At 57.2% G+C, this 23,134-nt stretch carries 15 protein-coding genes; 9 read left to right on the top strand and 6 right to left on the bottom strand.

From position 1 onward, the window contains the following. Positions 1–1,243 precede the first annotated feature (1,243 nt). From phaC to JNM42_RS12985, 3 genes are all read right to left on the bottom strand, one after another. Positions 1,244–2,983, bottom strand: coding sequence for a class I poly(R)-hydroxyalkanoic acid synthase (gene phaC / locus JNM42_RS12995; protein ID WP_294270565.1), 1,740 nt, complete (start codon positions 2,981–2,983; stop codon positions 1,244–1,246). Positions 2,984–3,233: 250 nt separating this feature from the next. Then, positions 3,234–6,074 carry an AMP-binding protein gene (locus JNM42_RS12990; protein WP_294270562.1) on the bottom strand — a complete coding sequence of 947 codons (2,841 nt, stop codon included), beginning with the start codon at positions 6,072–6,074 and terminating at the stop codon, positions 3,234–3,236. A 272-nt stretch (positions 6,075–6,346) separates the two neighbouring features. Further along, positions 6,347–9,277: an EAL domain-containing protein gene (locus JNM42_RS12985; RefSeq protein WP_294270559.1), complete on the bottom strand. Its 2,931-nt coding sequence runs from the start codon at positions 9,275–9,277 to the stop codon at positions 6,347–6,349. Positions 9,278–10,207: 930 nt separating this feature from the next. Here JNM42_RS12985 and JNM42_RS12980 point away from each other — a divergent pair. Next, entirely contained in the window at positions 10,208–11,164 is a 957-nt protein-coding gene (locus JNM42_RS12980; RefSeq protein WP_294270556.1) for a crotonase/enoyl-CoA hydratase family protein, read from the top strand. Here the strand turns inward: JNM42_RS12980 and JNM42_RS12975 are convergent. Both JNM42_RS12975 and JNM42_RS12970 read right to left on the bottom strand, forming a co-directional pair. Beyond that, positions 11,129–13,600 (bottom strand): ATP-binding protein, encoded by a 2,472-nt coding sequence (locus JNM42_RS12975; RefSeq protein ID WP_294270554.1) that lies wholly within the window; start codon positions 13,598–13,600, stop codon positions 11,129–11,131. The two genes, JNM42_RS12980 and JNM42_RS12975, sit on opposite strands and share 36 nt — an antisense overlap. Continuing rightward, the gene (locus JNM42_RS12970) at positions 13,597–14,688 is read right to left on the bottom strand and encodes an HD domain-containing phosphohydrolase (protein WP_294270551.1); all 1,092 of its coding nucleotides are present in this window, start codon (positions 14,686–14,688) and stop codon (positions 13,597–13,599) included. Before JNM42_RS12970 ends, JNM42_RS12975 begins: the two co-directional genes overlap by 4 nt. Positions 14,689–15,387: 699 nt before the next feature. Here JNM42_RS12970 and JNM42_RS12965 point away from each other — a divergent pair. The 5 genes from JNM42_RS12965 to JNM42_RS12945 are packed head-to-tail and all read left to right on the top strand — an operon-like array spanning position 15,388 to position 19,124. Further along, a complete protein-coding gene (locus JNM42_RS12965) occupies positions 15,388–16,437 on the top strand; it encodes a permease (RefSeq protein ID WP_294270548.1) in 1,050 nt (349 codons plus the stop codon). Between the two features lie 22 nt (positions 16,438–16,459). Further along, on the top strand, positions 16,460–16,690 hold the full coding sequence (locus JNM42_RS12960) for a thioredoxin family protein (RefSeq protein WP_294270546.1): 231 nt from the start codon (positions 16,460–16,462) through the stop codon (positions 16,688–16,690). After that, on the top strand, positions 16,681–17,199 hold the full coding sequence (locus JNM42_RS12955) for a hypothetical protein (RefSeq protein ID WP_294270544.1): 519 nt from the start codon (positions 16,681–16,683) through the stop codon (positions 17,197–17,199). Before JNM42_RS12960 ends, JNM42_RS12955 begins: the two co-directional genes overlap by 10 nt. Next, positions 17,196–18,209: a CapA family protein gene (locus JNM42_RS12950; protein ID WP_294270541.1), complete on the top strand. Its 1,014-nt coding sequence runs from the start codon at positions 17,196–17,198 to the stop codon at positions 18,207–18,209. Before JNM42_RS12955 ends, JNM42_RS12950 begins: the two co-directional genes overlap by 4 nt. A gap of 12 nt (positions 18,210–18,221) precedes the next feature. Then, positions 18,222–19,124, top strand: a complete 903-nt coding sequence (locus JNM42_RS12945; RefSeq protein ID WP_294270538.1) for an EamA family transporter — start codon at positions 18,222–18,224, stop codon at positions 19,122–19,124. 42 nt (positions 19,125–19,166) lie between these two features. Here the strand turns inward: JNM42_RS12945 and JNM42_RS12940 are convergent, their stop codons facing one another. After that, positions 19,167–19,385 (bottom strand): DUF465 domain-containing protein, encoded by a 219-nt coding sequence (locus tag JNM42_RS12940; RefSeq protein WP_294270535.1) that lies wholly within the window; start codon positions 19,383–19,385, stop codon positions 19,167–19,169. Between the two features lie 670 nt (positions 19,386–20,055). On the opposite strand from JNM42_RS12940, the gene JNM42_RS12935 reads away from it, so the two are divergent. From JNM42_RS12935 to htpG, 3 genes are all read left to right on the top strand, one after another. Further along, positions 20,056–20,376: a hypothetical protein gene (locus JNM42_RS12935; RefSeq protein WP_294270532.1), complete on the top strand. Its 321-nt coding sequence runs from the start codon at positions 20,056–20,058 to the stop codon at positions 20,374–20,376. 74 nt (positions 20,377–20,450) lie between these two features. Further along, positions 20,451–21,014 carry a transcription elongation factor GreB gene (gene greB / locus JNM42_RS12930; protein ID WP_294270529.1) on the top strand — a complete coding sequence of 188 codons (564 nt, stop codon included), beginning with the start codon at positions 20,451–20,453 and terminating at the stop codon, positions 21,012–21,014. Positions 21,015–21,202: 188 nt separating this feature from the next. Then, the gene (gene htpG, locus JNM42_RS12925) at positions 21,203–23,125 is read left to right on the top strand and encodes a molecular chaperone HtpG (protein ID WP_294270525.1); all 1,923 of its coding nucleotides are present in this window, start codon (positions 21,203–21,205) and stop codon (positions 23,123–23,125) included. Positions 23,126–23,134 lie beyond the last annotated feature (9 nt).

Raw genomic sequence — 23,134 nt, 5'->3', positions numbered from 1 at the left:
GCTGCCATGGCTACATATTAATCAATGTAACCAATTATATCAAGCTATATATTCGCTTATGTATGGCTACATATGAAATGCAAAAAACGAGCAAAACCTTGCCCTGTGCTGGTTACAGCGATTTGGGGTGAACAAAGCGCGCCTAAACCGGACTTTCATCCCACTTGCGCTCGCATATCGGAGTTGTCAAACGGGAACTGTCAAAGGCAGTTTCCTTGCTGGGCAGAAGATACAGAGGGCATAATCCCTGCATGGATATCAACTCACATCCAGACCCCGCGGGCCCGTCTAATAACTGTTGGGCGCTGCTTAACCTATATCTGTTTCTAATGGCGTATTTGGGTAAACCATAATGGACATGCGAAGGCTGCTACTGATTGGGTTTGGGTTCTTGCTCACTACACCAATAACCTTTGGGCAGATTTCTGTCCTACCTCCGGGCTACAAGCCTGAAATACGAGAAGTCGACTGCCAAGGCTGGAAAGAGAATCTTCGAGAGATAGATGAAAAAATTACCTTTCTCAACAATCTGGCTGACAAGGCGCCCAGCGGCGCCAGTTGAGAGGCAGAGACAAATGCGCTCAAGGAATCCATAAGACTGAACATGGACGTCTCCGAGCGAAGGGCGCGAGCAAATACACTAGTCCGCTGCGCATCAGCTAACGGCCAGAGAGATAAGGACGGCCTTTTCTTAGTTACGAAGGAACAATTTGCTGAAGACATACGGATAGAATCGGATCGCCGCAGGCGTGTCGAATTCTCGCTAGAAAGCTGTCCGCCTTTTAAGTAGTGTTTAATTCCCTAGCGCATCCAATCGAGTCCCCACGTATCGTCTGATTTTTGACTTCTTCGAATATTCATGGCAATGCGTTATTTTCTTCTTCTTGCTCATGCAAAAGTCATCGTCTAACTCGGCGCTCAACCTCGCTCCCTTCGGTCGCTGGACGCTGCGCGATAAAGCCTCGCAGCACCGGTGACGGCTACGTTAAAACGTCCGCTTCTCAAGAACCTGAAGGTCGCCTTAGGGTCGAAACCTGCCTCGCAGCTTTTCCGGCAATGATCTTATTGGCACTCATACTCTTGTGCGTCACAAAACGCCATAAGCATATCAATCACAGAATCCGGATAGGCAAAATAACGCAGCAAGAGATTTTCAACACAATAGGCCGACAGCTGCCAAACAGCGATTTAATTCGAGGTGTCTGGCTCGCCTGTTCATGGCTTCTCGCTGGCCTGGGCAGGCCTAGGCCCGCGCCTTGACGTAGCGTCCTGGCGCCGGTTCGATCTCCTTGTAGCTCTTGTTGCCGGGCTGCTTCGGTGGGGCGACCTGCATGCCGCTGCGCTGGCCGAGCCATTCGGTCCAGTGCGGCCACCAGCTCCCTTTCTGCTCGCTGGCGCCGGCCACCCAATCGTCGGAGGTGAGGGATTCCGCGCTGTCATTCACCCAATAGTTTCGCCGATTCTTCGACGCCGGATTGATCGAGCCGGCGATATGGCCGCTGGCGGCCAGCGTGAAGCTTGTCGGGCCGCCAAGGATGTCGCGTGACAGATAGGCCGCCTGCCACAGCACCAGATGATCTTCGCGCGCCGCCATGATGTAGGCCGGCACCGTGATCTTGCGCAGATCGATCTTTTCGCCGAGCACGACCAGCCTGCCTGGCTGGCGCAACCTGTTGGTCAGGTAGGTATTGCGCACGTACCAGGTGAAGCATGGCCCCGGCAGATTGGTGCTGTCCGAATTCCAGTAGAGCAGGTCGAAGGGCTGCGGCGTCTTGCCCTTGAGGTAGTTGCCGACGACGTATTGCCAGATCAGATCGTTGGCGCGCAAGGCCGAGAATACGCTGGACAGGTCGCGCCCATGCATGACGCCGCCCTTGCCGATCTTGGCATCGTAGGCGGCGACCGTTTCTTCGGTGACCAGGGCGCCGATTTCACCCGGCTCGGAATAATCGAGCAGGGCCGTCATCAGCGTCAGGCTTTCGACCGGATCCTCGCCACGTGCTTTCAGCACCGCCAGCGCTGAGCACAGCAGTGGGCCGCCGATGCAGAAGCCGAGGGCGTTGGGCCGGGCCTCGCCGGTAATCTCGCGCACTACGGACAGCGCCTTGATCGGCCCCATCGCAACGTAGTCGTCCCAGGTGAAGTGGCCCTGTTCCTCGCCGGCGCTGCGCCAGGAGATCAGGAAGACCGTAAACCCCTGCTCGACGATGTAGCGGACGAAGGAATTCTCGGGTTGCAGATCCATCAGGTAGTACTTGTTGATGCATGGCGGAACGAGCAGGATCGGTCGCTCGAAAACCTTGTCGGTGCTCGGGGTGTACTGGATCAATTGAATCAGATCGTTTTCGAAAACGACGGCGCCGGGCGTTGTCGCGATATTGCGGCCGATCTCGAAGGCTGACTCGTCGGTCATCGAGATACGGCCCTTTTGCAGATCGGCGAGCATGTTTTTTATGCCGCCGGTGATGCTCTCGCCCTTGGTTTCGAGAGCGGTCTTGATGAATTCCGGATTGGTGGCCGCGAAGTTGGACGGGGCCATGGCGTCGACGTACAGGCGGGTCAGAAACTGCATTCGCGTCTTGGCCGGTCCATCGCTGATCGGCATCGCTTCTGCGACCTTCTTGAGATAGTCGGCGTTGAGCAGATAGGCCTGTCGCAGATAGTCGTAGAACGGCGTCTCGCCCCACTCCGGCGCGCTGAAGCGCCGATCGCCGGCTTCCGGCTTGACCATCGGCTCGACAACCTCGCCCGGCTGGCGCTGGAGCATCGACAGCCACAAGCGGGTATGTTGCTCGGCCAGTTCGCGCTGCAGGGTGGCAAAAGGCTCGAGACTTGGTAATTGCGTCATTGACTGCCACAAGGGGTCGGCAGGCATCGAGAAGCTCGAGGGTTGCCGGGTGACGAAGTCGAAGTAGGCTTGCGTCAAGGCCTGACCGGCCTGGAAGAAACTCTGCAGCGAAGCAGTGGATTGCTCTGTGCTCATGGTCCTTGCCCTTTCATCGCAGGTTGCAGCAGCGGGAAAATCAATTCGCTGCATTAGTCATCTGTCTTCCGTCGATTCCTGAGGCGGTGGCAGTGGTCATGGCGCCACCGCACGTGCGTCATACCCGGAAAGTGAAGTGGTATGCGCTACCATTGAGGATAGGAAACAAGGTGCGCAAAATCAAGCGAACTAACCGAAGGGTCAGTGGCCGCTTCACCCTGATCAAAGACGAGGGATCAAGCCATAAAACTCAGCGCCCCAGGTCGTGCTCGCCGCAGCGATGCAGCATTTCCGCACGTGCTGCATCGCGCAGACGTATTGCCGCCGCCCAGTCATTTCCGTCTGGGCGAAATGTTTCGCCGATCTCCAGGCTCAGCGGCCTCAGGCGCGGCATCCAGGTCTGGTCGCGCAGAACAAGGCGCGTACCGCGCAGGCCGGCGACTACAATCGGTACGTCGGCGCGCGCAGCGGCGACAAAAGCGCCCATGTGAAACGGTTTGAGGCCGGCTTCGCGCGTGAACGTCCCTTCGGGGAAAATGATCAGCTTTTCGCCGCGCAACAAGGTGGCGACAATGGCTTGCACATCCTCGGCACTTTTTGTCGCCGCAAAGCGCTCAACGAACAGCGTGCCGAGTCCGCGCAGGAAGGCGTGCATTGCCGGCTGCGTTGCTAATTCGCGTTTGGCGACAAACACATGGCCGAGCCTCGGCGGCAGCGCCGCGATGAGCGCCAGGGCATCAAAGTAGCTGCTGTGATTGACCAGAAGGAGATGGGCTGTTTCGGGCAGGTCTTGCACTCCCCTGGTGCGCACCGGCATGCCGCTCAGCGCCAGGAAAACCAGTGCCGCGCCATGCACCAAGCGGCGCCCGATCGGGGAGTGTTGCAGCAGCGTGACCAAGGCGGCAACCGGCAAACCAAGCAGCACAAAAATCAGCCAGCACCAGCCGGCAAAAGCCCAGCGCGCCGTGCGCTGCAAGTCCTCGGTGATCCGGGCGCGCAGCGCGGCCATGCCGAGGTGAAAGACCGTCTGCCACGCGGGCGGTACTGGCGCACCGATCAATCCGCGTTCATACGCATCGCGTGTGGCGGCACGGCGGATCTTGCCACTCGATGTTTTGAGCACGGAATTGGGTGGTACCAGCACGATCTCGTCGGCGGGCAGGCCGATGACGTCGACGGCGGCCTCGTTGATTTTCTGTCGCAGAGCAGCGCAAGTCACCGGGTCGATAGCGCGGGTTTCGGCCAGCACGACCAGCCGCTCGCCGGCGTTTTCCGGGTCAGTGCTGGCGAACACCGCAACGCAGCCCTTGCGCACGCCGGCGATGTCGCCGACTGCTTGCTCCAGTTCGTAGGGATAGAGGTTGCGCCCGCCACGGATGATCAGATCCTTGACCCGGCCGGTGAGGTAGATCTCGCCCTCGACGCTGTAGGCGTAATCGCCGGAGTCGAGCCAGCCCTCGTGAAACAGGCTCTGCGTCGCTGCCGGGTTGCGGTAGTAGCCCTGTGTTGCCGACGGGCCACGGAACTGCAGGCGGCCGACGTGGCGCTCGGCGAGTTCGTCTCCGGCGCTGTCGACGATGCGTATTTCATGCCCCGGCAAGGCGCGACCGCAGGCCGCTACGCGCATGGCCTGCTTGTCATCCGGGCTGGCCTCTATGGCACGCTGCTGGTGAATGAAGGTCTCGCGAACGATCGCGTCAATGCGCGGCCCGCGCTCCAGCGGCGGGAAGGCCAGCCCGACCGAGCATTCGGCCAGGCCATAGACCGGGGTCAGCGCCTGGCGGCGCAGGCCGCAGGGCGCGAAGCGCGTGGCAAAGGCTTCGAGCGTGTTCGGGCTGACCGGCTCGGCGCCGTTCAGCGCCAGTCGCCATGAGGCCAGATTCAGTCCTTGCAGATCGGAGTCGGCGAGTTTTTTCGCGCACAGTTCGTAGGCGAAATTCGGCGCAGCGGAGATCGTTCCGCCGTGGCGTGATATGGCAGCGAGCCAGCGCGCCGGGCTTGAGAGAAAGGCCAGTGGAGACATCAGCACCAGTGGCATGCCGTAGTAGAGGGACCCGAACCAGGCGCCGATCAGACCCATGTCGTGGTAAAGCGGTAACCAGGAAACGAAGACATCGTCGCTGCTCGCGCCGATCGCTTTACTCATGGCGCGCAGGTTGGCGAGCAGGTTGGCGTGGGTGAGAACGACGCCCTTCGGGTCGCCGGTGCTGCCGGAGGTGTATTGCAGGAAGGCGATGTCGTCAGCGGTGGCTCGGTAGAGCAGCGCCATCGGCGCCTGCTCGAGTTCTTCGGGTGTGACGATTTCGATCAGCGATGGCGCTTCGGTGCGCAACAAGGCCGCGACGCCCTTGGCCTGCGCTACGGTGACGATGAAAACGGCTTCGGCGTTGGACAGAATGTGCGCGTGGCGGCGCAGATGGTCCTCGATCTGCGCCAGCCGGGCGGGTGGATAGATTGGTACCGGAATACCGCCGGCCAGCATGACGCCGAAGAAACTGGCCAGATAGTTTTGCCCGGTCGGCAGCATCAGCGCCACCGTCTGTCGCGGCCGCAATCCGCGCGCGACCAGCCCAGCCGCAATGCGGCGCGCGGCAAGCAGCAACCCGGAATAGGTGATGGGGGTGATGGACTGCGCCTGGTCAGCCTCGCCGTAAAGCAGAACGTGGGTTCGCTGCGGGTGATGCGCGGCGTGCCATTGCAGCACCTCGGTGAGGGTGTTCGCCTGATCCGGCAAGCCGCTGATCATGTCGTGCGTCAGCGAAATGTTCGCGTTGGAAGAACTGGCTGGTTTTCCGATTTTTTGTGTTTCGCCGATCAAACGCAGCAGGTCGCGCGGCGTCTCGGCTTCAGCGAGTGCCGCTTCGGGCAGCGAGGTGCCGAACTCGGCCCCCAGGCGAAGCAGGAGCTCGACCCGCGCCAGGCTATCCAGGCCAAGATCGCGTTCCAGGTGACTGGCGAGGCTGACACGCAGGGCGCGCCCAGGGTGCAGTTCGTCTGTCAGCGTGCTCACTACGCTCAACAATCTTGCCGAGACGTCACCGTTAGCGGAGGGCTTCGTATCATTCGGCGTGTTGTCGGGACGGGTGTTCATCAGGTATTCGCAAGTCGCGAGTCTATGGCTCCTGATTATTTTAATGGTAGCCGAGGTGATTGCCCCTCGCTTTTTCGTCAGGCGACATGAGCACGATGAGCGCAGTCAACCGTGTTGCGCCTTCAGAGCAAAGACTCCGCCAGCGGTCAATCAGGGTTGTGCAGACGCCTGGGACTCAGTAGCGCCGGGCGCCATGGTCAAGGGATGGCGGCGCAGTTCAGGGTGGTGAAATTCTTAAAGCCCCGGCGTCAGAGGCTTAACGCCCGCAGCGATCATCGATTGGTACTTGACTGCAGCGCGGCAAATTCATTGGCGGGTAGGGGGGGGCTGAAATAGTAGCCTTGAATCTCGTCACAGCCGGCGTTGCGAAGATATTCCATCTGAGCAGACGTTTCAACACCTTCGGCGATGACTGAAAGGCGGAGAGTCTTGGCCATGCCGATAATTGCGGTGGCAATTGCCGAGTCGTGCAGGTCGCCAGGAATGCCGCGTACGAAAGATTGATCGATTTTCAGACTGTTGATCGGGAATAGTTTGAGATAGGAGAGGCTGGAGAAGCCTGTTCCAAAGTCATCAAGGGCCATCAGAATGCCGGCATCTGCGAACTCCTGCATCATCTCGACCACTGAGTCGGTGTTATGCATCAGCATGCTTTCGGTAATTTCGAGTTCGAGAGAGTCATTCGGGATGCCGTGCAGTTCGATGACAGCCTGGATGGCCCTGGGCAGGCTAGCGCTGAATTGGCGAGTCGAAAGATTGACAGCGATGCGAATGGGAGGTAATCCCTGATCAATCCATACCCGTATCTGACGGCAGGCGGCATCGATTACCCATTGGCCAATTGGAATGATCAGGCCTGTTTCTTCTGCCACAGGAATGAATTGCGCAGGAGAGATATCCCCTTGTTCAGGGTGATGCCAGCGCAACAAGGCCTCGGCGCCGGTTATCAATCCGGTTGCAAGGTCAATCTGTGGCTGGTAGTGCAGTTCGAACTCGTCGCGTTCAATCGCTCGACGTAGATTCCCTTCCAGCTTAAGCTGGTCAAGCGAACGCTGGTTCATGTCCTGCAAATAGAATAGGTGCGCGCTACTGCCCGTCTGCTTGGCACGGTACATGGCAACGTCAGCTTTCTTCAACAATGTTTCGGTGTCACATCCGTCGTCCGGATAAATACTGATCCCGATGCTGGCTGATAGCATGATCTCGTGTTGCTCGACAAAAAAAGGTTCGGCCAGTGAGGCAAGAATTTTTTGTGCGACCTGCCCGGCGTGTTCGCGGAGGGCAATTTCCGGCAGAGCAATGGTAAATTCATCTCCGCCATGTCGTGAAATGATATCCTGAGCACGCAATGAGGATGACAGCCGGCGACCAACTTCGCAAAGAATGGTGTTGGCTAAAGTGTGGCCGATGGAGTCGTTGATGAACTTGAAGCGATTCAGGTCGAGAACAAGCACAGCTCCATACTTCCGGTTTCGTTGTACGTTACTCAGTGCATGCTCGAGAAGTGTGTAGAAATGTTCGCGGTTGGGCAAACCGGTCAGTGGATCGTAGTAAGCCAGGCGGTAAATCTGTCGTTCTGTTTCCTTGCGCTCACTGATGTCCGTGAAAACCAGAAAGTAGTGTCGGATGGTTCCATGTAAATCCTGAACAGAATTGACTGAAACGGAGGCAGGAAATGTGTTGCCGTCCTTGCGCTTGAACTGAAGTTCGCCTGACCACTGGCCATCAACGTTGACTTGCTGGTGAGCCAGAGTCGAGAGGAATGCTTGTTGAGGAAGTGCAGTGAGAATTTCAGGGGTCTTTCCCAACGCTTCGTCCTGAGAGTAACCCGTGACCAGGGAAAATGAGCGGTTGGTTGAAATGATGCGCAGGAGCGAGTCGGTAACAATTACGGCTTCGGTGTTGCGTTCAAATATTTTTGCATGAAGAGTCAGAGTTTCCTCAGCGGCCAGACGATCAGAGATATCGACAATGAAACCAATCAGTCCGCAAGGATTGCCTGCATCGTCATGCGCCACAGAAAGCGATACGCTGGCCCAGAAAAGTTCACCGGACTTCTTGCGCCGACGAACAGTCATCTCATGACTGCCATAATCGAGAAAAGCGTTGAATAGTGGATAGTCATCATGAGTATCGGCATAAAGCGTCAGAATATTTTTACCGATGATTTCGTCTGGCGTGTAGCCAAACAATTGCTCGGCCCCGCTGTTCCAGTCGATGATGTAACCATCAAGATCCATGGTGATGACCGAGTCGCGGATCTGATTAAGCATCTGTTTCTGGCGATGAACTTCGGATTCGCTTGAGGCAAGTGACGATACGCGCTGATCGTAGGCATGGCGAGCATGAAGCATGCCGGCGAGCAAGGAAGAAAGTTCGCTAAAGCGGAGGATGGCCTCTTCGTCGTAACCATTGGGTTTGCCGGCAACTCCGATAAAACCGAGTTTTTGATCGCGATATAGAAGCGGTAATCCGAGGCGATCAATGAGTCCTGATGATCCCTGTCCGGGATGGCCAACGAGCAAGCCGGTATCCGCAGCCTGAAGATGCATTTCAGCCCACAAACCCTGAAGTGCAGCGCATTGCTCGGTCAGGATGAAACAGGCTTCATTGCTTGACATGGCGCTGCGGAACAGGGCACTAATGCCTTCACATGAAACAGGCTCATCGAGTGAAAGGATGGCCCAATGGAGTTGTCGGGACAGTTCGAAATCTGTTGGACCAGCATCACTGGCTACGATCAATTGACCGTCGTTCCTCCGCGCTGAAAACCCGATGCGCTTATGGTCAACCTGCGATTGCAGGTTATTGATGCGACTACGCAGCAACTTCTGCTGGCGGCGCATGGTCATCAGGTTGCGGCAACGGACCAGACATTCGTGTTTATCGAGCGGCTTGTTGAGGAACTCGGTTGCACCGGCCTCCAGCGCGGAATAGCGGATCTGCTTGTCGTCGAGGATGGTGACAACGACGATTGGAATTTCTTCGCAGTGGTCTAAAGCGCGCAAACGGCGGATGACCTCGACGCCGTTTATCGCCGGCATGCGTAAGTCGGTCAGCACGAAATCGACTTCGTTGCTGGCCGCCCACATAAGCGCCTTGGCCGGATGACCGAATTTGTGCACCCGGCACCGAGGATCTATGGTCAGCGCGATCGCCGCGAGAATCTCGCGCGCCGATGACTGATCGTCAATGATCAGCACCTCGAAAGGTGGCGCTGCTTCGTCCACCTGAGTCGTCTGGTGCAAAGTCGGGGCAATGGCGGATTGAAGCATCGTTGGAAGATGGATTTCCCGGATAAGCTCGTTTTATAGCATGTACCAACGGACTGAAAGCATATTTGATACTTGCGAAAAATTGTGCTGATTGATAAAAAATGGTTCGGTCAGTGAGGCAAGAATTTTGTGAGCGACATGTTCAGCGTGCTCACGGAGTCCGATTCCAGGCAGAACAAGGGTAAATACATCTCCGCCAGTCGAAAAAATATCCTGAGATCGAAGTTGATGATACAAGAGATACGAGCTATTTGCTGCACTTGTAGCTATCCAGCGCCATGGGTTTGCAACAATGAGCCTCATCAAGTACGGATATAAAATAACGGCAAAAACCTGTCGGACTTGATGGGTCGAAGCGAAAACTTAGTTTCAGTCAAGGCTGACCTTCAGTCTATGCCGTAGCTAAAAAAGTGGGAGAAGGGCGAAGTATTTGCGCGCTTTCGCCTTATGGCGTAATGCCTGCTTTTCACCTTGCACGGATTTCAAGCAAATGTTTGTTCTATTCGAACAGAAATACGCTGAAAAATGAGCCGTCTGCTCATGTTTTACAGCCAAATTGCTCAAGCCCGACTGGCAGCTAGTCTTGCTTGAAAACCTAGTGTGGAATCGCCAAAGAATGATTCCTGAGACATCCAGGGGGTAAACAGAGAAATATCTGTTGCGAACAGGAATAAGTTCGCTTCGATCGACCTCTCGGCCTTTCCTTGGTTGCATTCGTCCGGTAATCTCGCTCCCAGCCACCAAACCGTCGTCTTTCGCCTCACTTGTTTCATTCAAAAGGCGCGGTGGCCACCCTGGCATGCTTGTGCGTCAGGGTTCGGGTCAATCCTTGGTGATTTAACTTTGACGGAGGTTTTCATGAGTACGCTCTACATCCCCACCCAATGCCGCAACGATTCCCTGTTTTACGGTTACGAGCAGTTCCGCAACCATTTCGAGCCCGAGGATGGCGTTCTCCGCGTCGCCATGCAGGGCCAACCGATGCCCTGCTTTTCTGTTGCCCTGCTCGAAGAGGCCCGCAACATCCAGTGTCGTATCGAGGCCAGTGGTGGAAAGATTGCGTGGCAGGGTGAACTGCACCGGCTCAACTTCATCGTGCTTGAATCGAATGTGCCTGGTGTCTTCAATCTTGGCGGTGACATCGCGCTATTCCGGCGCTTGATCGAAGCCCGCGACCGTTCCGGGTTAAGCCGGTACGCCCGGCTCTGCATTGATGTCTGCCACCACAATATCGTTCATTACAACCTGCCCTGCCAGACGATCTCGCTGGTCACCGGCAAGGCCCTTGGTGGCGGCATGGAATCGGCGCTGTCGAGTAATGTCGTAATCGCCGAGAAGAGCGCTGAGTTCGGCCTGCCTGAAGTGTTGTTCAACCTTTTTCCCGGAATGGGCGCCTGGAACCTGATCTCCCGTCGCGTCGGCAGTCGGCTGGCCGAAGAGATCATCACCAGCGGCCGCAGTTATACCGGCGAGGAACTGCATCGACTCGGTCTGGTCGACGTGCTGGCCGAAGATGGCCAGGGCGAACAGGCCTTGCGCGACTACCTCCGGGGTGCGAAGCGCAAACAGAAAACGCTCAACGCGCTGGCACGGGTTCGCGAAGCCATGTCACCAATCAGTCATGATGATCTGGCCAAGATTATCGACATCTGGGTTGATGCAGCATTCGGGCTCGATGCGCGCGATCTGAAGATGATGGAGCGCCTGGTCAATGCCCAGTCGCGCGCCTTCACCAAGCCGGACGCGCTGGTGCAGGCAAGCGCGCGTGAACAGACCCGGTCAGCCCCGCTGCCGCTCGCTCAGATAACTGAGTAGGGCATTTCGAGTGCGAGTCAGACTTTCCTGGATCGGCACAAAGATGCGAGTACCTTGATCCAGGAACTGCTCCCTGGACAAGGGCTTGAGCTTGCCGCACTCGCGGAAAAGCTCGATAGCGCCGAGATTGCCGGCGCTGCCCATGAGTGCGTGGTTGGAGCCGGAAAAGGTATCGAAGTCCTGGTCGCCGACGGCGACTTTCATCTGGGCCAGCAACTCGTCGGCATCCCTGAGAAAGCTGGCGATCAGGTTCTGCATGAAGGCCGCTGTCGGGGAGATTTCGTCCAGACTGTTGAGCAGATAGGTATCGAGCACCTCACCCGCTTCGCTTGTCGTGGCCTCGGCGCGGGAATCGGGCGGCTGGCCTTCGAGCAAGGTGCGCAAGGTGCGCAGCATCTTTTCGCGGTCGAGCGGCTTTGTAAGATAGGCGTTGGCGCCGGCGTCGATACAATCCTGCATCAACCTTGGAGTGGTGTCGGCTGAAAGCATGACCACCTTGGCCCGGCGCTCTGGCTGGCTCATGAAACGGTAGGCCTTCAGCACATCGAGACCGCTCATGCCGGGCATGTGCATGTCGAGCAGAACGAGGGCAAAATCCTGTGCACCGAGCAGATCGAGCGCTTCGTCGCCGTCGTTGGCGCTGGTGACATGGTAGCCGGCGTTCTCAAGCAGCAGGGTCGCGACGCGACGGTTGGTTTCGTTATCGTCGATCAGCAAAACGTGCAAGTCGGGTTGTGGTGCGTTGAGCTGCTGCACCGGTTCGGCGAACCTCTCTGCCTCGGCAAAACAGGCGTGAATGGCATTGATGATCTTTTCTGGACGGGTTCGCCGGTTGAAAGCGTAGGTGTAGCCCTGACCGAGTGCGCCGAGCGTATCGAGGGTTGAATCTCCACTGCAGTCAATGAACATGACGCGGCAGTCCTTGAGTCGTTGCCGTACCATGCGAGGCAGTTCGAGCATCTCGTCACCGTCACTGCTGACCACCACTACCCATTGGGAGATGTCGCCATGCTCGAGAATCGCCCCGACAAGATCGTCGGGTTGGGCGCAGAAGCGTGTGAGGGCGCCACTCTTCGACAGGCTGGCGGCAATCTCGGTAAACGTTTGTTCGCCCGTCCTGGCCAGCAGCAAGACGCCGCCCCCGAAAAATTCGGAGCTCTTCGGCTCGACCGGAACACGCTCGAAATAAAGCCTGAACCAGAATGTGCTGCCGTCGCCCAGCCGGCTGATCACACCGATCTCGCCACCCATTTCCTCGACCAGATGCTTGGCAATTGTGACGCCGAGCCCGGTGCCACCAAAACGCCGGACAGTTGAGTTGTCGGCCTGGGCAAAACGTTCAAAAATCCGCTGGTGATGTGACGAGTCGATGCCGATACCGGAGTCAATGACGTCGAAGCGGACGGCAACGCGAGTGCTTTCATCAGCGATCATCGTGATGTTCAACCGCACCACACCGTTCTCGGTAAATTTGATCGCGTTGCCGACCAGATTGAGCAACACCTGGCGCAGATGGCCCTCGTCGCCAAGGACGGCAAAGGGTACATCGGAAGCAATATTGAGTAACAGGCGGAGGCCTTTGGCCTCGGCCTGACTGCGCATCAGCTTGCTGACGCTACCGACCACCCGGTGCAAGTCCATCGCTTCGTGGGCGATGATCAGCTTTCCGGATTCGATCTTCGACAGATCGAGAATTTCGTCGACCAGTTTGGCCATCGACTTGGCTGCAGAACCGAGTGTCATTACGATGTCGCGTTGTTCGGGCGACAGTTTCTTGGTCTTGAGCACCTCGTTCATTCCGATGATGCCGTTCAGCGGAGTCCGTAACTCGTGGCTGACATTGGAAACAAAACGCGTCTTGGCGTCGTTGGCCACCTCGGCCCGCTTGAGCGCGTCCTGGAGGCGTTTAATCAGAGTGGCGACGTAGGCTGGCAGAATGACCAGCGAGAGCAGCATGCCGGCAGCGAAGGCCAGATGCTCGTGCCAGTGCGGCGTCAGCGTCAGAACAGCCACGAAACCGGCAATGGCCATGGCTTGCGAGGCAAACAGGTAGCGTCGTCCGTAGCGGAACCCGTTGCCGAAAGCGACCCACAGGTAAATGCCGACGGCGACGGCGCCGGCATCGCCGGCCAGCCACAAACAAAGCGTGGTGCCGGAATTGTCGAGCACCATGCCAAGGATGCGACGGGCCGGAAAGTGTCCGGGGTAACGGCGGACGGCTGTGGTCAGGGCTAGGGCGGCGACGAAATAGCCCGCACAAATCATGACCGCCGTGACGATATAGCCCGAAATGTCGATAGCGGCTAAAACACCGAGATAGATAAGGAGGGCACCGACGATGATGACGCGAATAATAGACTGCTCATGCTCGGGACCTCTTGTTGGTGCCGCTGGGGGGGGGGATGCGAAATCGCCGCTAGATGAAATATGGCTCATTGGTTCGTATTCAGAATGATGTGGACGTCTTCTTCACAATCCAATAGTGCGTGCGCGCAGTCCGGATCAAACAACAGCCCTGACTGCTCGGCGATAAAAGCCAGGGCCCGGGGGCGCGTCCATGCATGCTTGTACGGTCGTGTAGAAACCAGCGCATCGAAGGTGTCGGCCACGGCGGTAATGCGTCCGGAAATTGGGATGGCCTGGCCGACCAAACCATAGGGATAACCGCTGCCGTCGAAGCGTTCGTGATGACTGATGGCAATTTCGGCACCCTTCTCGGTGTAGTGAGTCTTCCCTTCGGAAAGAATCGCGTGGCCGATCAGCGTGTGCTCGCGCATTATCTCCATCTCGCTGGCGGTCAGACGACCAGGTTTGAGCAGCAAGGAGTCGGAAATGCCGATCTTGCCGATGTCGTGCAGCAGCGCCGAAGTTTCGAGCACCTCGGGCTGTTCGACACCGAGATAACGGGCGATCAGCCCGCAAAAACGCGAAACACGGATAACGTGGTTGCTGGTTTCAATGTCGCGGTACTCGCCTGCTCGTGCCAGCATGATCAGGGTTTGCAGTTCGCGGCCCTTGAGTACGGCGGTGGCTTTCTCGACCTGCGATTGCAAGTTGACGGCGTGACTACGCAGCAACTTCTGCTGGCGGCGCATGGTCATCAGGTTGCGGCAACGTACCAGACATTCATGTTTATCGAGCGGCTTGTTCAGAAAATCGCTTGCGCCGGCCTCCAGCGCGGAATAGCGGATCTGCTTGTCGTCGAGGATGGTCACAACGACCATCGGAATATCTTTGCAGTGGGGCAACGAGCGCAAGCGGCGGATGACCTCGACTCCGTCCATCACCGGCATGCGCAAGTCGGTCAGCACGAAATCGACTTCGTTGCCGGCGGCCCACACGAGCGCCTTGGCCGGATGGCCGAATTTGTGCACCCGGGCCCGAGGATGTATGGTCAGTACGATCGCCGCGAGAATGTCGCGCGCCGTAGACTGATCATCAATGATCAGCACCTCGAAAGGAGGTGATGGCTCGTCTGCCTGGGTGATCTTAGGCAAAGTGGGGGCAAGGGCAGATTGAGGCATCGTTGGCAGAAGGAATTCCCGGACAAGGCCGTTTTATAGCATGAGTCAGCGGACTGAAGGCATATTAGATATCCGCCAAAATGATTTAAAATTCGAGTCTACTAATAGGCGATGTGGAACAGAAGCTTTTTTTTCGGGCATTGCCCCGGTGCCTGGTTGAGAGTGGCCGCGAGTTTCAAGGCACCGACGACTAAAAACACATACGCGTTCTTTCAGCAGCGACTGTCCGTCTGATCTTCCGTCAGCCGTCTTTCTGTAAACCCGGTAAAGCCTGATTCGCGCCCAGGGGCTGCCAGATGCGCTGATCGGCAGCCTGCGAAATTTCGATCAAACCAGCTATCGTCAACGGCCAGAGCGATGCGTAACTTGAGGTCATCATTCAAACATTGTCCGGCACTGTGAACGGCCAGATGCTTTAATTCCGCTTTCAGGATCGCAGAACAATGATTACCCCCTGTGCTGCAAAGTGCGAATGACGTCTGGTACCTGTAATTCACTCAAGCTCCAACTGCAGGATCGGCCATGCACCACGGATTATTAACTAAAATGAGCATCAATTGGTGCGACTTTGTTGGCAAAATCTTCACTCTGGGGCAATAGGTCTTTGCGGCTGCATCCTTTTCCTGTTTTCTCGTCTCCATTACCATGGAAGCCGATTTGCTGCACACTGGTCAACAATGCAAAACTAAACGAACTACGATGAGCACCATCCCGATTGAAGCGCCCCCGGCCAAGCTGAGCCACTGGCTGATTGGCGTCGCCCTGGCGGCGCTGGCTTGGTTCGCTGCCTATAGCCAGCTTGCTTCCTTTGCCGACTGGCTGGTGCAGGCCTTGAGTCTTTCTCGTCAGACGCATTTTGGCGAGGCCGTGCATTTTTTCCTCTACGACACTCCGAAGGTGTTGCTGCTGTTGACCGGCATCGTCTTCGTGATGGGCATCGTGCAGACCTTCTTCGCCCCGGAACGAACCCGGGCACTGCTCTCGGGCAAGCGCGTCGGCGTCGGCAATGTGCTGGCGGCGACGCTGGGCATTGTCACCCCGTTCTGCTCGTGTTCGGCGGTACCGCTGTTTATCGGATTCCTCTCGGCCGGCGTGCCGCTCGGCGTAACTTTCTCCTTCCTCATTTCGGCGCCGATGGTCAATGAGATCGCGCTGGTGCTGCTCTTCGGCCTGTTTGGCTGGAAGGTGGCGGCACTTTACCTTGGCATGGGGCTGCTGGTGGCCATTGTGGCCGGGTTTGTTATCGGCAAGCTGAAAATGGAAAAGTACCTCGAAGACTGGGTGCAGAAAATCCAGGCCGGGCAGCTTGCTCCCCAACTTGGCGAAACAATGGGCTGGGTCGAGCGTTTCGAGGCGGGCTGGGCACACGTCAGGGACATCGTCGGCAAGGTTTGGCCCTACATCCTGCTCGGGATCGGCCTCGGTGCCGCCATCCATGGCTACGTTCCGGAAGACTTCTTGGCCAGCTTCATGGGCAAGGACGTCTGGTGGGCCGTTCCTGCCGCCGTCGTGCTCGGCGTACCGATGTACACCAACGCCGCCGGCATCATCCCGATTGTCGAAGCGCTGATTGGAAAAGGCGCTTCCCTGGGAACGGTACTCGCCTTCATGATGAGTGTCATCGCGCTCTCGGCACCGGAAATGATCATCCTGCGCAAGGCGCTCAAGCCGACGCTGATTGCCACTTTCGCCGGTGTTGTCGCCACCGGCATCCTGCTCGTCGGTTATGTGTTCAACGCCGTACTCTGAATTTTCCGGGAAGGAAATTATCATGAAAAACGTCAAGATCCTCGGTACCGGTTGTGCCAATTGTAAGAACACGCTTGCGCTGGTCGAGGCCGTGGCGCGCGAAAAGGACGTACAGATCACTTTGGAGAAAGTCGAGGATCTGCCGTCGATCATGAACTATGGCGTGATGTCGACGCCGGCCGTGGTGATCGACAACGTGCTTGTGCATGCGGGTGGAGTGCCGTCGCGGGGCAAGGTGGAGGGATGGTTTTAGGGGGATTTGGGATCCTAACATCCCTTGTAACACCGACGGACGAGCCTATTTTGCCGTTTCCGAATCATTCTTCTTTACCTTATTCAGGCCATGTGCTGGGCAGTGTACTGGCGCTGATGGTCAGCGCCGGGGTGCATGCCGAACAGGTGACCTGTCATTACACCTACGGCGGCATTACGCAACAGCTTGCGTCAAAGCCGGTGTCATCACCCTATCAGGTAAAAGGAATCGAGGTCGGTTCATACTTTCACTTCCGGGTGGTTTTCCAGAACAGTCCGGCGGATATTGCCTCGGTCAAGGTCTATACCTACACCGAGCGGGATGATGGTCTACTGCTGATTCATCAGGGGACTTTCCCTTATCCCCCGGCAACCAGCGACGACGCGCCCTACGGTTTTAGCGGTTTGCATTTCGTCTATGAGCCGATGCGCGACGGTGAATTGCAATACTGGTGCCAATTGACAGCATCGAAGCCCGCCGATAAATCGGGCAGCAGAGATCCTCAATGAAACAGGGGCTGCTTTCGCTTTGCGCCCTGTTGCTGCTGTTAACTGTTTCTGTTGCTCAGGCCGACCCTATGCGTCTGGTCTTCGTCGGCGATGTCATGCTCGACGAGGGTCCGGGGCGGGTCATCGAATCCGGGCGTGATCCGCTGGCGCCTTTTGCAGCCCAACTGCGCGATGCCGATTTCACCATTGGCAATCTGGAGTGCCCGGTCGCCACGCGCGGCAAGCCGCTCGACAGCAAGATTGTATCCTTCCGCGCCGATCCTCGCGTGGTGCCGCTGCTCAAGGGGCGCTTCGATGCCCTGTCGCTCGCCAACAATCATTCGGGTGACTACGGTAAGGCGGCCTTCCTCGAAACGTTGAGTCATCTCGAGCAGGCCGGCATCGCGTATTTTGGCGGCGGCCATGATCTGGTCAGCGCCCATGCACCGCTGTGGATCGAGCGCCAGGGCTTGCGTATTGCCGTGCTCGGCTACAACGAGTTCAAGCCGCGCTCGTTTGAGGCCGGCGCTGACTATCCAGGGGTCGCCTGGAGCGAAGACAGCCAGGTGGTCAGCGACATCCGCGCGGCGCGCGTGGCCGGTGCCGATCTGGTGATCCCCTTCATGCACTGGGGCTGGGAACGCGAGCAGGAACCAAGCGAACGTCAGCGACAACTGGCTCGCACGATGATTGATGCCGGTGCTGACGTGGTGCTTGGCAGCCATCCGCATGTGACGCAAGGAGCGGAATACTATCGCGGCAAACTGATCGTCTATAGTCTGGGCAATTTTGTCTTTGACGGTTTTGAACTGCCGGCGGCGAAACGTGGCTGGTTGCTGCGCCTGACGTTTGGGCGGCAGGGACTGCTGGCCTGGGAAACGCTGGCGGCGCAGATGGATGAGGAGGGGACACCGCACCCGGTACCGGGCGCGCTGACGCCTTGTGGAGAATCACTTTGGGCCTCAGGAGAACTCAGCGCCACTAACCAGGAAGCCCGGTCCGGTAGTGTTCAGGAGTGCGTCAATAGGTGAACCACCGCTGAAATGACCCTATTATCGACTCACCCGCGTCTGATCGGCTTGCTGTACATTTTTCTGTCGGCTACCGGATTTGGAGCGATGCCAATTTTTGCCCGGTTTGCCTATGCCGACGGCGTTGATCTGCCAAGCATGCTGTTTCTGCGCTTTGCGCTTGCTGGCGCGCTGATGGCGTCTATCATGTTCGCGCGCGCTTCGCACTGGCCGCGAGGGCGCAATCTGTGGCTGCTGGTAGCGATGGGGGCGCTCGGCTATGCTGGTCAGGCGTTCTGCTATTTTGCAGCGCTACAGTACGCCAGCGCAGGACTGACCGCACTGCTGCTCTATCTGTACCCGATAATCGTGACCCTCCTGTCCGCCCTGATCTCGGGCAGGCGTCTGTCGCATCGGCGTCTGCTCGCGGTGCTTGCCGCATTGGCCGGCACCGGTCTGGCGGTTGGCGGGAGCCTGGCCGGCAGTCTGCCGGGAATCATTCTGGGCATCGGCGCGGCTCTGATCTACTCGATTTACATTCTGGTCGGCGAGCGCGTGACGAAAGCCGAGGGCGCCATTGCATCGGGTACTGTGGTCATGCTCTCGGGAGGGGTGGTTTATGGGCTGCTGGTTTTGTGGCGCGCACCATCCTGGCCGGCATCATACGGCGGCTGGATCGCGGTCGGCAGTATCGCGCTGTTGTCAACGGTGCTGGCCATTGTCGGGTTCTTTGCCGCCATGCAACGCCTGGGAGCGGCTGATGCGGCTACCTTCTCGACGCTGGAACCGATTGTGACCATCGTCCTCGCCGCACTTTTCCTGAGCGAGGGGATTGGTGCCTGGCAGGCTGTTGGCGGAGCGCTGATCCTGTGTGCCGTGATCGTTCTGGCACGCTCGGGCGAGACGGAAGAATCAACAAGCGCTCACCCCAGGTAGAATACTTACCCGGTCCTTACCCGATGCGCCGCCGCTCGTTGGTCAGGCCGGAATATCGGGTACCAGCGAACGCTCAAGCTGGTAGATTTTGTCCTTGAGCAGTAGTTTTCGCTTCTTGAGTCGATGGATCAGTAACTGATCCTGCTCGGGCAATGGTGTACTCACCAGGTGATCAATGATCAGATTAAGGTCGCGGTGTTCCACATGAAGTTCATTCAAGGTGGCGCGTGCATTGCCGGTTTCTTCTTCGCTCAGCATCATTCAGATATCCGTAGATTGGTATTCAACTAACACTCAGGGGTCTGTCTGGTTTGACCGGATCGGCTGCAAAAAACGGGAAGATGCTTTACTTCCCGCAGTCTTCCAGTAAAACGACCGATTATCACTGGAAATTTGCGAAAAATTGCGCTTGACTTCCACTTCTCTCGTAACAGGACAACCTGAAGGTCGGCCTCTACTGATAATGCGTTTTCTCTAGACCCAACTCGCCAGGCAATCGACCAGAGCCTGTAATCCCGACCGGCGCTCAGGCCAGGAAACACAGTCCACAACAACACGCCACGTTACCGTATGGCAATCAGACCAGCCAGGGTGACCAGCACAAGTCGGGACGTATCAGGAGCTATGTTAGGCGTACCTTCGGGAAAAAACAACGAGGGAGTGAAAATGGTCTTCATGGCAGCCGGTGGAGCAGTGAGGAAGATCAAACTTGTGCCCGAGAATTCCAGGTGAAGAACGATAAGAGCCGAAGCGGCCCCGTGTGGCCGCTTCGAGTACCGGCCAATGGCAGCGATAAACATGCTCAAGGAACACAAACGTGTATTCAGGCAATATATTCAGTCTGTGCATTTGAGACTTGCGGCATTTTGGGGTTTTTGCGAATAGAATACGGGATCAGAGTGTAATCGCTGGCAAAGGTTGGAGGAAGCAAATGCTTTATCACGTGACCGTTTCGTTTGGTAAGGATAAACAATACCAATACAAGTTTTCACAGGCCGAACTGGCTGAAAGCTCCCCGGAGGAGGCTCGTCGCTGGTTTGACAAGGAGTTCGCCGAGATGCGTTGCGAGCCCAGTAACCCGATGGGCAAGGTGCTGATTATCGACAAGATACTGAACATTGCCCGATATGGCGGCGAACAGCGATTCATCGATGGCAAGACGTGGGCAACTCAATTCGCTCGTTACACAGCCTTGGCGCTGGGGCGCGATACCATCCGCGTTGATGTTGAGACCTTCAATATCGGTTACTGATTTATCGATGCTTTTCAATACGGCGCAGGCTGATCGGCCTGCGCCGTTTCTATTGAATTTGCCGGCGTTAATTCATGAGTAAGGCGTTTACCAGAGAAACTGACGGCGATGAGGATGAGGAAGAACTTGAGCTGTCGCTGAAGCTTCCTCAGGGAACCCGCAACTACATCACGCCGGGAGGGTATGCGCGGATCAAGGAAGAACTTGATCACCTGCTGCGAAACGAGCGTCCGCATGTGGTCGAGGTTGTGCATTGGGCGGCGTCCAATGGAGATCGATCGGAGAACGGTGATTACATTTACGGCAAGCGGCGCTTGCGCGAGATCGACCGGCGCATCCGATTTCTCACCCGGCGGCTCGACCTGTCGGAGGTCGTCGATCCGGCGCGCCAGGTCAATGCGGATCAGGTTTTTTTCGGTGCGACAGTCACCCTGCTAGATGAACAGGGAATTGAACAGCGGTATCAGATTGTCGGTGTTGACGAGACCGACTTCAAGCACGGACGTATCAGTTGGGTGTCGCCACTGGCGCGAGCACTGCTAAAGGCGCGGGAAGGCGACAGGGTGCGTTTTCAGAGTCCGGCCGGCTGGCGTGAGGTCGAGGTGCTGGAAATAGACTATCGGAGCAGCGAACCATGAGCGTTGACTTGCCATGTCAGTTTCACCCTTCTGGCAGGACTTGAAATTAACCGGCTTGCCCCAATCTACGCCCCCGACGCCGGGTGCGCATGCGCTTTCGGCCTTTCAGTTGCGATAGAACGCGCAACTTACTCTTCACTGAACCTGCGGTTTCATTGAGTTCAGACCAACTTTTTTCGGAGTTTTCAATGGGCGCCAACAAGGAAACGCTCGGCTTTCAGGCCGAAGTCAAACAGCTACTCAATCTGATGATCCACTCGCTTTACAGCAACAAGGAAATCTTCCTGCGCGAACTCATCTCCAATGCTTCCGATGCCTGCGACCGGCTGCGTTTCGAAGCGCTGAACAACACGGCGCTGTATGGCGATGAATCCGGCAACAACGCGGAGCTTAAAATCCGTCTGTCCTTTGACAAGGCTGCACGCACACTGACCATCGCCGACAACGGTATCGGCCTCTCACGTGACGAGGCGGTCGAGCACCTCGGCACCATCGCCAAGTCTGGCACACGCGAATTCTTCTCGGCGCTGACCGGCGATCAGGCCAGGGATGCGCACCTGATCGGCCAGTTCGGCGTCGGTTTTTATTCCTCCTACATCGTTGCCGACAAGGTCACCGTGATCTCCCGACGCGCCGGCCTCGAAGCCAGTCAGGCCGTCAAATGGGAATCAGCCGGCGAGGGCGAGTTCACGGTCGAGATGATCGAAAAGGCCGAGCGCGGTACCGAGGTGACCCTGCATCTGCGCGAAGGCGAGGATGAATTCCTCTCCGGCTGGAAGCTGCGCCAGACGGTACGCAAATACTCCGATCACATCACGCTGCCAATCCTGATGAAGAAGGAGGAATGGAACCAGGAAAAGGGCGAGCAGATCACCACCGAGGAAGACGAAACCGTCAATCAGGCCTCGGCCTTGTGGGCACGCCCCAAGTCCGAAATTTCCGACGAGCAATACAAGGCGTTCTACAAACACGTCGCGCACGATTTCGAAGACCCGCTGGCCTATGTGCATGCCAAAGTCGAGGGCAAGCAGGAATTCACCCAGTTACTTTACATTCCGTCGAAAGCTCCGTTCGACATGCTCGATCGCGGCGCTCGCCACGGCATCAAACTCTATGTGCGCCGCGTCTTCATCATGGACGACGCCGAGCAACTGATGCCGGTTTACATGCGCTTCGTGCGCGGCATCGTCGATTCCAATAACCTTCCGCTCAACGTTTCCCGTGAAATCCTTCAGGAATCGCGCGACATCGAGACGATCCGGGGCGGCTGTGTAAAAAAGATTCTCGGTCTGCTTGAAGGCCTGGCCGACTCCGAAGATGCCGCAGAGAAGGAAAAGTACGCGATATTCTGGAAGGAATTCGGTCGTGTACTCAAGGAAGGCACCGGCGAAGACTTCGCCAACAAGGAGCGCATCGCAAAGTTGCTGCGTTTCGCCTCGACCCACCTCGATACTGCGGAAGAAGTGGTCTCGCTGGACAATTACGTTTCACGCATGAAAGAGGGGCAGGAGAAAATTTACTACGTGACCGCCGAAACGTTTACGGCAGCGAAGAACAGTCCACATCTCGAAATCTTCCGCAAGAAGGGCATCGAAGTGCTGCTGCTTTCAGATCGTGTCGATGAATGGGTCACCGGCAACCTGACAGAATTTGGCGGCAAGCCCTTGCAGTCGGTCGCCAAGGGCGGTCTCGATCTGGGCAAACTGGAAGACGCGTCCGAGAAGGAAGAGACCACCAAGGCCGCCGACGAGTACAAGGATTTGCTCGAGAAGATCAAGGCGACGCTCGGCGATAAGGTAAAAGAAGTGCGCGTGACGCATCGACTGACCGATTCGCCTTCGTGTCTGGTTGCCGACGAGCATGACCTCGGTGGCAATCTGGCGCGCATCCTCAAAGCCGCCGGGCAGAAGGCGCCAGAAAGCAAGCCCATACTGGAAATCAACCCGAAACACCCGGCGGTACAGCGGCTGAAGTACGAGGAGTCGCGATTCGACGACTGGGCCAACCTGCTGCTTGAACAGGCAACACTGGCCGAAGGCGGCACGCTCGACGATCCGGCGGGATTCGTCAAGCGCATCAACGATCTGATGCTGGCCTTGTCAGCCAGGTAGCGAGTACAA

It is taken from the genome of Propionivibrio sp., from assembly GCF_016790145.1.
Classification (GTDB): Bacteria; Pseudomonadota; Gammaproteobacteria; order Burkholderiales; family Rhodocyclaceae; genus Propionivibrio.
Note: the sequence above shows the minus strand (reverse complement) of the source record. Positions and strands in the feature narration are given on the sequence as shown.

Excerpts from the sequence above, each read along its gene's own strand:
- JNM42_RS12955 (WP_294270544.1), top strand. The coding sequence starts at position 16,681 with ATGGTTTTAGGGGGATTTGGGATCCTAACATCCCTTGTAACACCGACG.
- JNM42_RS12960 (WP_294270546.1), top strand. The coding sequence starts at position 16,460 with ATGAAAAACGTCAAGATCCTCGGTACCGGTTGTGCCAATTGTAAGAAC.
- JNM42_RS12935 (WP_294270532.1), top strand. The coding sequence starts at position 20,056 with ATGCTTTATCACGTGACCGTTTCGTTTGGTAAGGATAAACAATACCAA.
- htpG (WP_294270525.1), top strand. The coding sequence starts at position 21,203 with ATGGGCGCCAACAAGGAAACGCTCGGCTTTCAGGCCGAAGTCAAACAG.
- JNM42_RS12975 (WP_294270554.1), bottom strand. The coding sequence starts at position 13,600 with ATGAGCCATATTTCATCTAGCGGCGATTTCGCATCCCCCCCCCCAGCG.
- JNM42_RS12980 (WP_294270556.1), top strand. The coding sequence starts at position 10,208 with ATGAGTACGCTCTACATCCCCACCCAATGCCGCAACGATTCCCTGTTT.
- JNM42_RS12945 (WP_294270538.1), top strand. The coding sequence starts at position 18,222 with ATGACCCTATTATCGACTCACCCGCGTCTGATCGGCTTGCTGTACATT.
- JNM42_RS12970 (WP_294270551.1), bottom strand. The coding sequence starts at position 14,688 with ATGCCTCAATCTGCCCTTGCCCCCACTTTGCCTAAGATCACCCAGGCA.
- phaC (WP_294270565.1), bottom strand. The coding sequence starts at position 2,983 with ATGAGCACAGAGCAATCCACTGCTTCGCTGCAGAGTTTCTTCCAGGCC.
- greB (WP_294270529.1), top strand. The coding sequence starts at position 20,451 with ATGAGTAAGGCGTTTACCAGAGAAACTGACGGCGATGAGGATGAGGAA.
- JNM42_RS12950 (WP_294270541.1), top strand. The coding sequence starts at position 17,196 with ATGAAACAGGGGCTGCTTTCGCTTTGCGCCCTGTTGCTGCTGTTAACT.
- JNM42_RS12940 (WP_294270535.1), bottom strand. The coding sequence starts at position 19,385 with ATGATGCTGAGCGAAGAAGAAACCGGCAATGCACGCGCCACCTTGAAT.
- JNM42_RS12990 (WP_294270562.1), bottom strand. The coding sequence starts at position 6,074 with ATGAACACCCGTCCCGACAACACGCCGAATGATACGAAGCCCTCCGCT.
- JNM42_RS12965 (WP_294270548.1), top strand. The coding sequence starts at position 15,388 with ATGAGCACCATCCCGATTGAAGCGCCCCCGGCCAAGCTGAGCCACTGG.